At 61.5% G+C, this 14752-nt stretch carries 12 protein-coding genes; 1 reads left to right on the forward strand and 11 read right to left on the reverse strand.

Annotated elements, in window-relative coordinates; genetic code table 11:
- Positions 1-8: 8 nt before the first annotated feature.
- From BKP54_RS04430 to BKP54_RS04480, 10 genes are all read right to left on the reverse strand, one after another.
- The gene (locus BKP54_RS04430) at positions 9-1115 is read right to left on the reverse strand and encodes a TRAP transporter substrate-binding protein (protein ID WP_025427328.1); all 1107 of its coding nucleotides are present in this window, start codon (positions 1113-1115) and stop codon (positions 9-11) included.
- 455 nt (positions 1116-1570) lie between these two features.
- Positions 1571-2599, reverse strand: a complete 1029-nt coding sequence (gene mgrA, locus BKP54_RS04440; RefSeq protein WP_025427329.1) for an L-glyceraldehyde 3-phosphate reductase — start codon at positions 2597-2599, stop codon at positions 1571-1573.
- A 119-nt stretch (positions 2600-2718) separates the two neighbouring features.
- Positions 2719-3897 carry a Gfo/Idh/MocA family oxidoreductase gene (locus BKP54_RS04445; protein ID WP_025427330.1) on the reverse strand — a complete coding sequence of 393 codons (1179 nt, stop codon included), beginning with the start codon at positions 3895-3897 and terminating at the stop codon, positions 2719-2721.
- Positions 3898-3912: 15 nt separating this feature from the next.
- Complete coding sequence (locus BKP54_RS04450) at positions 3913-4674, reverse strand: sugar phosphate isomerase/epimerase (protein ID WP_025427331.1); 762 nt, start codon at positions 4672-4674, stop codon at positions 3913-3915.
- Between the two features lie 75 nt (positions 4675-4749).
- On the reverse strand, positions 4750-5445 hold the full coding sequence (locus tag BKP54_RS04455) for a D-lyxose/D-mannose family sugar isomerase (protein WP_025427332.1): 696 nt from the start codon (positions 5443-5445) through the stop codon (positions 4750-4752).
- Positions 5446-5451: 6 nt separating this feature from the next.
- Positions 5452-7926, reverse strand: a complete 2475-nt coding sequence (locus BKP54_RS04460; RefSeq protein ID WP_025427333.1) for a glycoside hydrolase family 2 protein — start codon at positions 7924-7926, stop codon at positions 5452-5454.
- A 91-nt stretch (positions 7927-8017) separates the two neighbouring features.
- Complete coding sequence (locus BKP54_RS04465) at positions 8018-9109, reverse strand: ABC transporter ATP-binding protein (RefSeq protein WP_057208724.1); 1092 nt, start codon at positions 9107-9109, stop codon at positions 8018-8020.
- Positions 9110-9113: 4 nt separating this feature from the next.
- Positions 9114-9941 (reverse strand): carbohydrate ABC transporter permease, encoded by an 828-nt coding sequence (locus BKP54_RS04470; protein ID WP_225906378.1) that lies wholly within the window; start codon positions 9939-9941, stop codon positions 9114-9116.
- Between the two features lie 118 nt (positions 9942-10059).
- The gene (locus BKP54_RS04475) at positions 10060-10965 is read right to left on the reverse strand and encodes a sugar ABC transporter permease (protein ID WP_025427336.1); all 906 of its coding nucleotides are present in this window, start codon (positions 10963-10965) and stop codon (positions 10060-10062) included.
- A gap of 216 nt (positions 10966-11181) precedes the next feature.
- Positions 11182-12417 (reverse strand): ABC transporter substrate-binding protein, encoded by a 1236-nt coding sequence (locus tag BKP54_RS04480; RefSeq protein ID WP_084814291.1) that lies wholly within the window; start codon positions 12415-12417, stop codon positions 11182-11184.
- Positions 12418-12888: 471 nt separating this feature from the next.
- Here BKP54_RS04480 and BKP54_RS04485 point away from each other — a divergent pair, with 471 nt between their 5' ends.
- On the forward strand, positions 12889-13947 hold the full coding sequence (locus BKP54_RS04485; RefSeq protein ID WP_025427338.1) for a LacI family transcriptional regulator: 1059 nt from the start codon (positions 12889-12891) through the stop codon (positions 13945-13947).
- Here BKP54_RS04485 and BKP54_RS04490 read toward each other — a convergent pair.
- Entirely contained in the window at positions 13937-14338 is a 402-nt protein-coding gene (locus tag BKP54_RS04490) for a lysozyme inhibitor LprI family protein (protein WP_057208726.1), read from the reverse strand. The two genes, BKP54_RS04485 and BKP54_RS04490, sit on opposite strands and share 11 nt — an antisense overlap.
- Positions 14339-14752 lie beyond the last annotated feature (414 nt).

Here is a 14752-nt window from a genome sequence, read left to right on the forward strand (position 1 = left end):
TCGCAGGCTTAGAGCTTGCCGCCCCGCTGCAGGATCATCATGAAGGTGTCGTAGTTGTATTCGGCGATCTGGGCGTTGAGGTAGTACTCGCCGCGGAATGCCTTGATCGAGTCCCAGATCTTCTTGAAGGTCGGGTTCGAAGCTTCCATTTCGGCATAGACTTCGTTCGCCTTTTCGAAGCACGCCGACAGGATTTCCGGGCTGAACGGGCTGAGCTTGGCGCCCGAAGCCACCAGGCGCTTGATCGCCGACGGGTTCAGGTAGTCGTACTTCTGCAGCATGTTTGCGTCGGTTGCGTGGCAGGCGGTGCGCAGCAGCGACTGGTAGTTCTTCGGCAGGCCGTCGAACGCCGCTTTGTTGAACATGGCGTGGACCGTCGGGCCACCTTCCCACCAGCCGGGATAGTAGTAGTAGGGCGCGACCTTGTAGAAGCCGAGTTTCTCGTCGTCATAGGGGCCGACCCATTCGGCAGCGTCGATGGTGCCCTTTTCGAGCGCCGGGTAGATGTCGCCGCCGGCGATCTGCTGCGGCACGACGCCGAGCTTTTCGACCACCTTGCCGGCGAAGCCGCCGATGCGCATCTTCAGGCCCTGCATGTCGGCAACGGTCTTGATTTCCTTGCGGAACCAGCCGCCCATCTGCACGCCGGTGTTGCCGCCGGGGTAGCCGACGAGACCCTGGGTCGCCAGGAACTCGTTGAATAGTTCGATGCCGCCGCCATGGTAGTGCCAGGCGTTCATGCCGCGCGCGTTGAGCGCGAAAGGAACGGCAGCGCCAAGCGCCCAGGTCGGGTCCTTGCCCCAGTAATAGTAGGCGACCGTGTGGCAGGCCTCGACCGTACCGGCAGCGGCAGCATCCGCAGCCTGCAGGCCGGGCACGATTTCACCGGCTGCAAAGACCTGGATCTGGAAATTGCCGTCGGTTGCTTCAGAGACATATTTCGAAAGGACTTCGCCGCCGCCATAGATCGTGTCCAGCGACTTGGGGAACGACGAGGCAAGGCGCCAGTTGATCTTGGGATTTGCCTGCGCGATCGCAGGCGATGCGAGCGCCGATGCGCCAGCCGCAGCCAGGCCACCGAGGCTTGCGTTTTTAATGAATGAACGGCGATCCATGGTTCCTCCCTATTTCCGCCGAGGCAGAATCCGGCGCAACCGTGGTCGCGCCTCCGCCCAATGGAACCTCACCGCCTTTGCGGCACGTGCGAGGCCCCGCTCCTCCTCCCAAAGCGTCGCGATCTCCAGGATTCGCTCGCTGCGCTTTAAGCTCTACTGCAGTTTCCTTAAATCCTATTCGATTTAAGAATAAAAACATGCAGCAATTCAAAGTGCTACAGCGACCTTTGCGTGTCTCATAAGACGCGCGGCGCTGTAGTTTCTGCAAAGCCGCTGCGCACGGCATGCTTTGGAGCCATCCGTGTCGCAGCGCGAACCGGTGGCATCGACGCACCTTACACGCTCACTTATGCATGTCCAGCGGACGCTTTCCGGCGCATATTCGACTTTTGTCTAATGCGCCGGAAAGTAATCGGAATTGCTCAAAATCGAGGCAAATCAATGTATTCGCAGGATCAGAGCTCGGCCGAAGAGGCCCAGAGATTGACGTCGGCTTCGCGCGCGTAAAGGTCGATCTCGGCCAGCTCTTCCGCCGTGAACGTGTCGTTTTCAAGCGCCTTGACGCAATCGACGATCTGCTCGGAACGGCTGGCACCGATCAGCGCCGAGGTGATGCGCCCGCCGCGCAGCACCCAGGCGAGCGCCATCTGCGCCAACGTCTGGCCGCGCTTTTCGGCAATGCCGTTGAGCTTGCGGATGTTGTCGATGATCGCCGGACGGATGAAGTCCTTCTTGAGGAAGTGGTTCTGTGCGGCGCGGCTGTCCTGCGGAATGCCGCCGAGATACTTCGTCGTCAGCATGCCCTGGGCGAGCGGCGAGAAGACGATCGAGCCGATGCCGAGATCTTCGAGCGTGTGCACGAGGCCGTCGTCCTCGATCCAGCGGTTGAGCATGGAATAGCTCGGCTGATGGATCACGCAGGGTGTGCCGAGTTCCTTCAGGATCGCGGCCGCCTCGCGGGTGCGCTGCGAGTTGTAGGAGGAAATCCCGACATAAAGCGCCCGGCCCGACCGCACGATATGGTCGAGGGCGCCGCAGGTCTCTTCCAGCGGCGTGTCCGGATCGAAGCGGTGCGAATAGAAGATATCGACATAGTCGAGCCCCATGCGCTTCAGGCTCTGGTCGCAGGACGCGATCAGATACTTGCGGCTGCCCCACTCGCCATAGGGACCCGGCCACATGTCGTAGCCGGCCTTGGATGAGATGATCAACTCGTCGCGCAGATGCGCGAAGTCCGTGCGCATGATCTCGCCAAAAGCGGTTTCGGCCGATCCCGGAGGCGGACCGTAATTGTTGGCGAGATCGAAATGGGTGATGCCCAGATCGAAGGCAGTACGGCACATGTCGACCTTGCGGTCGTGCGGGGTGTCGCCGCCGAAATTGTGCCAAAGCCCCAGCGAGATCGCCGGCAGCTTCAGGCCGGACCGTCCGACGCGGTTGTACTTCATGGTGTCGTAGCGGTTTTCCGCCGGTAGCCAGGTCATCGCAATTCCTCCGCGATCGGGTTTTGATGGCGAATAAGAGACCGCCATCCTGCAAATGAGAAAGGTTTCCGCGGCTGCGGAAACCTCTGTTCAGAAACGTCTAAACTGGTCCGATGCAGCTATGAAGCGGCAGCGGCACGATTTCCCGATATTTCTTCTTGAGGTTCGATGAGCAGCGCCCGCGCCTCCTCGATCCCGAGGGCTGCCGGCTGGGTGCAGGTGGTACTGAGTTCGATGAACCGCCCTTCCTCGCCCGACTTCAGGATCGATACCATCACGTCGACGCCGTGCAGCGCGCGGTCAAGCGAGCAGCGGGCATCGCGACCCTCGAGAATGGCGATCGCCATGTCGGCAAGGCCAGCCGTGCGGTAGTTCGCCATCGGGCCCTGCGGGTGCTCCTGGTTTTCGACGGCAAAGGGATGATCCCACATTTCCAGCGGCTGGATGTTCTTGTCCCTGCCGCTCGCTTCGACCTTGCCGCCGAAGAAGTTGGGATCAGGGACGAAAATCGAGCCCTCCGTGCCGTAGAGCTCCATATTGGCGTGGCGATGCGACCAGACATCCCAGCTCGCCGACAGGGTGATCGTTGCGCCGTTTGCGAACTCCAGCAGCGCATGGATGTTGGTCGGCGTCTTCACCGGGATGACCTCGCCGTTGCGCGGCTCGCTGGTAATGGTGCGTGTCGGATTGGCCATCGAAGACAGCGCTGCCACGCGCTTCACCGGACCGATGAGGTTGATCAGGTTGGCGATGTAGTAGGGCCCGAGATCGAGGATCGGACCGCCGCCGGGAAGAAAGAAGAAGTCCGGGTTCGGATGCCACATCTCCATGCCGGGGCTGAGCACGTGGCAGGTGCCCGACGTCACGCGGCCGATCTTGCCGGCGTCGATATAGCTGCGGGCAAGCTGGTGGGCGCCACCGAGGAAGGTGTCGGGGGCGCAACCGACCGTCAGGCCCTTGGCCTTGGCAAGGGCGCGGAGTTCCTCACCCTGCTCCAGCGAGAGCACCAGCGGCTTTTCCGAGTAGACGTGTTTTCCCGCTTCGAGAATACTCTTGGATACCGGGAAATGCGCATCAGGGATCGTCAGGTTGACGACGATATCGACATCCGGGTTGGCGAGAAGCGCTTCGATGCTCTGCGCTTTGACGCCATACTCAGTCGCCCGTGCTTCGGCTGCCGCCGGATTGATATCCGCGCAGGCGACGACTTTGATGCCCCTGAAAAGCGGGGCAAGCTTGAAATAGGTGGTGGAGATGTTGCCGCATCCGATGATGCCGACGCCAAGTTCCTTGGTCATGGATCTACCTGTTTTTCAGTAGGATTGGATGGAGGCGAGCGAGCGCTTGGCGAAGCGCTGGAAGTCACTCGGATTGTCGTGCTCGGCAATGAAATAGCGCGCCTTGGTGCCGGAGAGCGCCTGGAACAGGCCCTTCCAGTCGACCGTACCCTCGCCGACATCGGCCCAGCCGTCTTCGTCCTTTTTCTCGCCCGTCGGCGCGATGTCCTTCACATGCACGGCAGTGATCCGGTTGGCATATTTCTTGATCCAGGCGATCGGGTCGGCGCCGCCGCGGATGATCCAGGCGATGTCGGCCTCCCAGGAAAGATCCGGCCCACCCTCGAAGATCAGGTCCTGCGGAATGCTGCCATCCGGCAGGGCGAAGAATTCGAAGTCGTGGTTGTGCCAGCCGAAGATGAGGCCGGCATCGCGGTAGGGCTTGCCCGCCGCCTGCAGGCGCTCGCCGAAGGCGCGCCAGCCGGCCGCGTTCGTCGGGCGATGCTCGGGCAGGAGATAAGGGCAATAGATCGCCCGGATGCCGAGCGCCTTGGCGATTTCAAGCACCCGTGCCGGATCGCTTTCGAGCATATCCAGGCCGAAATGCGCCGTCGGCATGGCGAGGCCGTTCTCGTCGAGACCGTGCTTGAAGCTTGCGATCTCCGCATCGCTGAGCGCCGCATAGAGCGCGCCGTAACCTTCGACCTGGCTATATCCTGCCTCGCCGATCGCCTTCAGCACATCGGCGAAGGGCGGGAAGTTGCGGGCGCTATAGAGCTGAAAACTGACGTCTTTCATCGAAAATCCTCCTCGGGAAATCATCGTGATCGGTCTGATCGGCCAGGGGCGGGACGAGACCGGCCGGGTTTTTCGTCATCCGGCCCTGAGCCAGGCGTCGTAATCCGACACCAGCAGATGGACGGGGGCTGTGTCCTCCTCGATCGCCGAGAAGCGACCAACGGGTTCGCGGAAGTAATTGTCGGTAAGGTCGTCGTTGACGGTCGAAACCTCGCCCATCAACACGTCTCCGTCTTCCGCCCAGAAGGCGTGCCAGTTGCCGGGCAAAAGCGTCACGCTTTCGCCGGGCATGAGTTTCAGGAGGTCGCCGGCCTTCAGCCGACGCAGGCGCGCATCGGTCGCTACCTCGACGTCGCTTTCGTCGTCGACAGAGCCGTCGGAGTGCGAATTGTACATCTGCAGCACCAGCGTGCCACCGCCACGGTTGATGATGTCCTCGGTCTTGGCGGCGTGGCGATGCAGCGGGTTGACCTGACCGTTGCGGGTGATCATCAGTTTCTCGGCATAGACCATGCCCTGCCCCGTCGTCAGGTTCGAGGCATCGCCATTGCGCAGCGTGAAGAGCACGAGACCGACCTCATCGAAGCGGCCCTTGCCGTAATCGGTGATGTCCCATCCGAGCCGGGCATCGAAGATCGTCGGGCAATCCGAAGCGACGCGCGACTTCATTTCTTCCGGCGACCAATAGGCAAAGGGCGGAAGCACGAAGCCGAAGCTGCGCATGAAGGCATCGCTGCTGGCGATGATGTCATTGACGTGGCTGCGTTTCACGGTGGGTCACCCCTTTCCCTGGCAGGATTCAAGATCGAAGGCGGCAAAGCGCGGCACCGTGCCTTCGGCAAGTGATGTCTTCGGCGTGAAGCGGATGACCTTCGTTTCACCTGATGTGAGATCGAAGGCATTGTCGGCGTAGCGCCCGGCGACGTCGGCCTCGATCATCACATGCAGCGCCAGGCCACTCGCCTTGATCGAGACGTCGTAGGCGCCGTCGCCGATTGGCAAGACCTCAAGCGACAGCTTGGAGGGCTGAAGATCGAGAGCCTTATAGGTGCCCGGCACGTGATGGCCTTCGCCACGCATGCCGTTCGACGCCTCGAACGACCAGAACAACAGTGCGTTTTCGGGAATGTCGCGCGCCGCGATGCTCACCAAGGTCGCCGCGCGGTCCGGCGAGCAGGTGCCTGCTGCCGCCATCAGCGGCGTGCGCGCACCGTCAAGCGTAACGACGAAGGCCTGCAGTTCCACAGTCACCGGCGCGGCGGTGTCGTTGACCATCGAAAAGGTGATTTCCTTGCCGTCGGCGGACGGAATGGCGGCAACGGCCACCGGCTGGAAGAAGCGGCGCACCATGTAATGCATGGCCTTCCAGCTGCCGCCGTAGTCGAGGCTCGACCAGGAAGCGACCGGCCAGGTGTCGTTGAGCTGCCAGTAGAGCGTGCCCATGCAATGGGGCTTGAGCGAGCGCCAGTAATCGACGGCCGTGCGGATCGCCAGGCCCTGCTGGATCTGGCTGAGATAGACGAAGCTTGGGAAGTCCTTGGGGAAGCGGAAATAGCGGAACATCGTGCCGGCAATGCGCTCGTTGCCGCCGACGTTCTTCTGGTGGCTCTCGATCACCGGCGACGCGATGTTGAGGTCCTTCTCGGCAGCAAACTGCCGGATGACGGGCATGGAGGTATAGGACTGGAAACCGAACTCCGAGCAGAAGCGCGGGCGCACGGACCGGTAATTGTCGAAGGATTTGTTCTCGTGCCAGACCGACCAATAGTGCATGTCGCCGGAACCGTCGGAATGCCAGGCGTCGCCGAAATCGAGATAGCCGGAGGCCGGGCTTGAGGGCCACCACAGTGCGTCCGGCAGCGCCGCCTTCAGCGCAACTTCGACCGTACGGTTCAGGCGGTCATAGGAGACGAGATAACGGTCGCGATCCTTGCGCGGCTCGTCGAACCAGGTGAGCGCCCCCACCAGCTCGTTGTCGCCGCACCAGAGCGCGATCGACGGATGGGACGACAGGCGCTTGACCTGGTAGTCGACCTCGGCCGCGACGTTGTCGAGGAAATCGGGCGTCGAGGGATAGAGGTTGCAGGCGAACATGAAGTCCTGCCAGACCATCAGGCCCAGCCGGTCGCAGAGATCGTAGAACCAGTCCGGCTCGTAGAAGCCGCCGCCCCAGACGCGGATCATGTTCATGTTGGCGTCAAACGCTGAGCGCAGCAGGTCCTCGACACCATCAGGCGTCACCCGTGACATCAGCGCGTCGGCCGGGATCCAGTTGGCGCCCCGACAGAAGATCTCGCGGCCATTGACGCGAAAGGCAAAGCGGCTTCCCGCCTCGTCCTTGTCGGTCAGAAGCTCGATCGTGCGAAAGCCGATCTGACGCGTCACCTGCTCCTGTGGCACTTCCACGGTCAGCATCGAAAGGTTCTGCTCGCCGCTGCCGGCCGGCCACCAGCGTTTCGGCTCACTGACGGTAAAGACGTGGGTGATGCGGGTCTCGCCGGTGCCGACGGCGCAATCGAGCCGCTCCCTTTGGCCGTCGAGAGAGAAATGAACCGGGACGATGCCCGGACCATCGGCAAAGAGCGTGACCGTTACCTGCAGATCGACCGAGCCGTCGCCGAGCCAGATCTGCTTTGTCGTCACATGCTCGATGCGGGCGATCTCCAGCCGGCGCAGCGCCAGCGTACCGTAGACACCGAGCGGCGCAATCGCGATGTTCCAGTCCCAGCCGAAATGGCACTGGGGCTTCCTCAGCATGTTGCCGTTGGCGATCGGCGAATTTCCGGGGTGGTAGGGCACGTAGAAGGGCTGCGCCCTCTGCCGGCGTGCACCCTCTGATATCGAGGACGGCAGCACGATGCGGATACGGTTTTCACCGGCGACCAGCGTACGGGAGACATCGGGCCGATGACGGCGGAAGCAATTGTCGGCCTCGAGCACGAGCCGGTCGTTGACGAAGACCGAGGCGACCGTGTCGATGCATTCGAGGTCGAGATACCAGTAGCCGCCGAGATCATCCGCATCGATCGACACTGTGCGCTCGATCACCCAATCCTCGTGCGCCACCCATTGCACGTCATCCTCGTTGCGACCCACATAAGGGTCGTCGATGATGCCGGCCCTTTGCAAAGCCGTGTGCACGTCGCCCGGCAGCGCCATGGTCGTCGCGTGGCTTTTATCGCTGGAAGCGAGCTGCCATTCTCCCGCGAGGTCGAGATAGCAAGCGGTTCGATTCGGGTCCTGGGAGAGCATTTCCATATTCCGTTGATTGCCGGCGAAACTGCCGGCATGCCAGTGTGTCGAAACGCGCCGGATGATGAAAGCCGGCGCGTTTCCCCGTTGTTCAGAGACGATTTTCGCTGACCGCGTCGAAGATCGAGGCGACCGCCATGTCGAAGGAAAGCGTCACCGCCGTTCCCGGCTTGTAGCGGCGCTGGCCGCCGATGCGCACCGACATCGACTGGCCGGCAAGTTTCAGCCAGAGCAGGTTGTCGGCGCCCATCGGCTCCTCGATATCGACGACCGCCTGGTGCGACGGCTGGCCGTTCGGTGCCTCGTCGACACGCACATGCTCCGGCCTCAGGCCAAGGACGACCTTTTGGCCAGATTTGAACGGCCCGCGCGACGGATAGGCCGACACGTCGAAATCGACGCCATTGGCGCGCACGAAGGCCCGCCCATCCTTCAATTGCAGCTCGCCGCGGAAGAAGTTCATCGACGGCGAGCCGATGAAGCCGGCGACGAACAGGTTTTCCGGCGCGTTGTAGATCGTCATCGGATCGGCAAGCTGCTGGATGACACCGCTCTTCATCACCGCGATGCGGTCGGCTAGCGTCAGCGCCTCGATCTGGTCGTGGGTGACGTAGATCATCGTGTTCTTCAGGGACTGATGCAGCCGCTTGATCTCGACGCGCAGTTCCGAACGCAGCTTGGCGTCGAGGTTCGACAGTGGCTCGTCGAACAGGAACACGTCGACATCGCGCACCAGTGCCCGGCCGATCGCCACGCGCTGGCGCTGGCCGCCGGAAAGCTCGGCGGGCTTGCGCTTCAACAGCGGCTGGATCTGCAGGATCTCGGCGGCGCGGCTGACGCGCTTGTCGATCTCGGCCTTTTCGACCTTGGCCACCTTGAGCCCGAAGGAGAGGTTCTTCTCCACCGACATCTGCGGATAGAGCGCGTAGGACTGGAACACCATGCCGATACCACGGTCCTTCGGCTCCTCCCAGGTGACGTTCTTGTTCTTGATGAAGATCTGGCCGTCGCTGACGTCCAGGAGCCCGGCGATGCAGTTGAGCAAGGTCGACTTGCCGCAGCCGGATGAGCCGAGCAGCACCAGGAATTCGCCATCCTTGATGTCGAGGTTGAGCGTGTCGAGCACAGTGACGGCACCGAAGCTCAACGACAGATCCTTGACCGATACGCTGACGTTTTCCATGCCCTTACCCTTTCACTGCGCCGGCGGCGATGCCGCGGACAAAAAGCCGCCCGGAGACGAAGTAGACGAAAAGCGGCACGGCACCGGTGAGGATGGTTGCCGCCATGTTGACGTTGTATTCCTTCACGCCCTGTACCGAATTGACGATGTTGTTGAGCTGGACGGTCATCGGGTAATATTCCGGCCGGGTGAACACCACGCCGAACAGGAAGTCGTTCCAGATGCCGGTCACCTGCAGGATCATCGCCACCACGAAGATCGGCATCGACATCGGCAGCATGATGCGGAAATAGATGGTCCAGAACCCAGCGCCGTCGACGCGCGCCGCCTTGAACAATTCTTCCGGCAGCCCGGCGAAATAGTTGCGGAACAGAAGCGTCAGGATCGGCATGCCGAAGATGGTGTGAACGATGATCAGGCCGGTCAGCGAGCCATAGACGCCGAGCTCGCGCAGCACGATGACGATCGGATAGATCATCACCTGATAGGGGATGAAGGCGCCGACGATCAGGATAGTGAAGAACAGGTCGGCGCCCTTGAAGCGCCAGTTGGCCAGCGCATAGCCGTTGATCGAGGCAATCGCGATCGAGACGATGGTCGAGGGAACGGTGATGCGCACCGAGTTCCAGAAGCCGCGCGAAAGGCCATCGCAGTTGAGGCCGGTGCAGGCGCTCGACCAGGCCTTCACCCAGGGCTCGAAGGTGATTTCGAGCGGCGGCGCGAAGATGTTGCCGAGTCGGATTTCCGGCATGCCCTTCAGCGAGGTCATGACCATGACGTAGAGTGGCAGCAGGTAGTAGAGTGCCACGACAATCAGGGTGCCGTAGACCATGATGTTGCGGCCCGAAAGCGCCCGGCGCGGCTTGCGGCCCCGCGGGCCTGAAAGGGCAACGGAGGTCTTTTCCGCCTCGGGGTCGATACCGGCGGCGATGGCGTTGAAAGCGACGATCTCAGGCACGCTTGCGCCCTCCCCCAAATTCGAGATAGGCCCAGGGCACGATGATGATGGCGACGGTGATGAGCATCATGGTCGAGGCGGCAAATCCCTGGCCGAGATTCTGCGCCTGGAACATGTAGTCGTAGACGTATTTGGCCGGCACTTCCGAGGCGATGCCCGGGCCGCCGCTCGTCTGCGCCACCACGAGATCGTAAACCTTGACGATGCCGCTTGCGATGATGACCAGCGTGGTGATGAAGACGCCGCGCATCATCGGGATGATGACGAAGACATAGGTCTTCCACATCGGAATGCCGTCAACGCGCGACGCCTTCCAGATATCCTCGTCGATCCCACGCAAGCCGGCGAGCATCAGGCACATGACGAGCCCGGTCCCTTGCCACAGCGCCGCGATCAGGATGCCGTAAATGACGATATTGGAATTGTAGAGCGGGTCGAAGGCAAAACTCGTCCAGCCGAGAGAGCGCACCACCGACTGGATGCCGTATTCCGGGTTGAGCAGCCATTGCCACACGAGGCCCGTCACGATGAAGGACAGGGCGAAGGGATAGAGCATGATCGTGCGGAACGTGTTCTCGAAGCGGATCTTCTGGTCCATCAGCGCCGCCAGCAGGAAGCCGATGACCAGGCTGAAAATCAGCGAAAACAAGCCGTAGATCGCCAGGTTCTGCACCGACATCAGCCAGCGCGGCGCGGCCCACAGCCGCTCATACTGGTCGAGGCCAACGAAGGAAAGCCGCGGCAAGAGCTTGGAATTGGTGAAGGAATAGACCACGGTCCAGACCGTGCCGCCGAGGAAAATGACCACGGCCGTCAGGATCATCGGGATCGAGGCCAGCTTCGCATTCAGATTCCGCAGCCACTGGTTCGGCCGACCCGAACCGCGTGTGTGACCCATGTTTCGTTCCTCCGGAACTGCATTGGATTGCCGATGGCAGGCGGCGTCGATGACGAACGGATGTGCCGTCGCTCGAAAACCGCCTCGCCACGTTGAAGCCGTTCTCCCAATACGCCTGCCAGGCAAAGGCACGCTGGTCCGCCTGAACGTGTCGTGCCGAATGGGAGCCTTGGCCGACCCCGCCGAGGGCGGGGCCGACGGATCAAGGAAGCTCCATCAGTCCGCCGAAGCGATGATGTCGGCAAAGCGCTTCTGCGCTTCCTCCGGCGTCATGGAGGGGTTGGCGAAGAACTCGGAGAAGAGATCTTCCTTCTGTTTCTGGCTGTCAGCCGACAGAAGCTGGTCGGTCCACTGGATGACGTTGCCCTTGGCGAGGATGTCCAGGCCCTTCTTCATGCAGTCGTTGGCGGCAGCCAGATCGACATCGCCGCGCACCGGCAGCGAACCCTTCTTCAGGTTGAACGCCACCTGCGTCGCCGGGTTCAGGAGCGTCGATGCCAGCACTTCCTGGGCCTTGGATATCTCCTCATCCTTCAGCACCGGGAAATAGAAAGCGTCGCCGCCCGTCGCGATGACTTCGTTGACGCCGAGGCCCGGCAGGCAGGTGTAATCGGTTCCGGCCTTCTGGCCGGCGAGCTGGAATTCGCCTTGCGCCCAGTCGCCCATGATCTGGCCGCCGGCCTTGCCGGTGATGACCATGTTGGTCGCCTGGTTCCAGTCCTGGACATTGGTGCCCTTGGACATGCGACGCGCGTCATCCGCAGCCTTGAACACCTTGGCAATTTCAGGACCGGCGGCCACTTCCTCGTCCTTGTCGCCAAAGACCTTGAGGAACGTGTCCTTGCCGGCAAGAGCGACGATGAGAACGTCGAAGGCACCGGCCGACTGCCACGGCTGTCCGCCGACGGCGAGCGGCACGATGCCGGCTTTTTCAAGTGCCGGTGCCGCTGCGACAAACTCGTCCCAGTTCTTCGGCACATCGACGCCGGCCTTCTTGAAGGCAGCGTTCGACAGCCAGAGCCACTGCCAGGAATGAATGTTGACCGGCGCGCAATAGACCTTGCCGTCGATGGTGCAGGAATCGAGCAGGCTCGCCGGCCTGATGATCTCTTTCCAGTTCTCCTTGGAGGCGACATCGGTCAGGTCGCGCATCAGCCCAGCCTCGACCAGTTCCTCTGCCTGGCGTCCATGGTTGAATTGCGTGGCACCCATCGGATCGCCACCGGTCAGGCGGCTGACCATGATCGGCCGCGCCGTGCTGCCGGCGCCGGCAATGGCACCGTCAACCCAGTGATTTCCGGTGGCATCGAACGCTTTTGCAAGCTCGGCGACCGCAGCAGCCTCCCCGCCCGACGTCCACCAATGCGTCACCTCGAGATCGGTTGCGTTTGCTGCACCAAATGGCAGCGCCACCGTCACCGCCAAAGCGGCCGCGAAAGAACGTAAATTCATGAGTCTCCTCCCTCACTGTAACGTTACCGTAAAAAACTTAGAGGAAACGATCCCGGTCCGCAACTCCCACCCCAATGAATTTAAACAGAAACATTTTCTGCAATCTACAGGCGTACTTTCGGACATCAAAGAGACGTGAACTGATCACGGGCAAGACCATGAAGATCCGGCATAGCGGGTTGATAACGCGCTGATTTTGATATTTTTTGTGCAGAAATGCTGGTATTTTGCTGCATATGCTCTCTCGCAGACGCAAAAAGCCCGCTGCAACACAGCACACTCAACCAGAGTGTTTCATTCACCGCAGCGCAGCAACGAAAATGCTCGACAGCGCTACTGTATCGTTACAGATTTGCCTCGGTGCCGTACGCCCATAGCAGGATAGCTCCCCGTCACATTTCGTATATAAGGCGGGAAGTGACGCTAAATGGGGCGGCGGGCGGCAACGGCAAGGGCGAGCGGGTGACAGCGATGGACAGCAAGACGAAAAACAGACCGCTGACGCCGCCGCCGGATGGCGGCAGGCCCACGCTGAAGACGATCGCCTTCATGACCGGGCTCGGCATCACCACCGTCTCGCGCGCCTTGAAGGATGCGCCCGATATCGGCGCCGAAACCAAGGAGCGCGTGCGCCTCGTCGCCAAGCAGATCGGCTACCAGCCGAACCGCGCCGGGGTGCGCCTGAGAACCGGCAAGACCAATGTCATCAGCCTGGTACTGACATTGGAAGAAGAAATCATGGGCATCACCAGCCCCATGGTCGTCGGCATCACCGAGGTTCTCGCCGGCACCCCCTATCATCTGGTGGTCACGCCCTATAGCGCTACCAAGGATGCGCTGGCGCCGATCCGCTATATCCTCGACACCGGCGCGGCCGACGGCGTGATCATTTCGCGCACCGAGCCGCACGACCCGCGCGTGGCGCTTCTGACGGAGCGCGGCCTGCCCTTCGTCACCCACGGCCGCACCGAGATGGGCGTCGTCCACCCCTATCACGACTTCGACAACGAGCGTTTTGCCTATGAGGCCGTGCGCGAGCTGGTGGAGCGCGGCCGCAAGCGCCTGGTGCTGCTGGAGCCGCCGCCGCACCTGACCTTCTATTCGCACATGCGCGCCGGCTTCGAGCGCGGCCTTCGCGATTTCCAGGCGGATGCGGTCAGCTTCCACCACATCAATATCGATCACACGCTGGTCGAGATCCGCGACGCCTTCGAGACGCTGATGCGCTCGGACAATCCGCCTGACGGCATCGTGTCGGGCAGCGGCTCCGGCGCGATCGCACTGATCGCCGGCCTTGAGGCCGCCAACAGGACACTCGGCAAGGATGCCGACATGGTGTCCAAGGTGCCGAGCGATTTCCTGCGCTGGCTTCGCCCCGAAGTGGTGACCATGTACGAGGACATCCGGGTTGCCGGGCGCGAACTCGCCAAGGCGGTGATCGGCCATATCGACGGCCAGCCGTCCGAAACGCTGCAGAGCCTCAGTCAGCCGGAGCTTCAGTCCGCCGTGCCGGTATCGATCAAACGGTAGGAACAGGGCAGTCCAGGTCACCGTCGGTGCATTTCAGGTAAACCTTGAGGTTTTCGATACGGACTTTGGTCATGCCATCACGGCACGAGTTGAAAATGAACGAATACAAGCTGCCCGTGACCACGGAACTCGAAAAGTTGCACTCGGCATCGCGGAACGCCACCCACGCCCTCTGCGCTGTTAGCAGCAGCCTTGTGGTGTCTGCGTCGTCCTTTAGTCGTGCCTCGATCTGCTTGTAGAGAGTGTTCAGTTCGGTGTCGGATTTGTCATAGGCCTTCCCGGCGCATATGTTCATGTCCGCTTGGTTCGTCAGGTCGCCGCAGCTTTGCTCCGCATATGCCGACGTGGACGTTGCCAAGACCAGGGCGGCAGTCAACAATGAAGCCTTCATGGAACTCAGTCTCCGTTTTTGAAACGACTCTGTTTCGCGCTTGGAACGAATAAATCCCTTACTGCAATTGGCCGTCTTATCAGCAACGGCGCACCGGGCGCGCTGCCGCCGCCGTTATCCGCAGCTCTCATGACAGTCTGATCATGGGCGCTCTCTTCGGTTTCATCGGCGATTCAATCACCGGTCGCACCAAGGACGGCCGTCTACTGCATACTGGTCTTCCTGCTCGATACAACCGTGTGAATAGATGGGGATCGATGACCAAACGAAACGGGGCGACCTACCGCATGTTGCCTTAAATCGCATTCGATTTAAGGATAAAAACATGCAGCAATTCAAAGTGCTACAGCGCCGCGCGTCTAATAGAATACGCAGCCGGCGGCTGCATGGTACCGGCCCCGTTCCCGGTCGAAA

It is taken from the genome of Ensifer sp. 1H6 (genome assembly GCF_001976035.1).
Lineage (GTDB): Bacteria > Pseudomonadota > Alphaproteobacteria > Rhizobiales > Rhizobiaceae > Ensifer > Ensifer canadensis.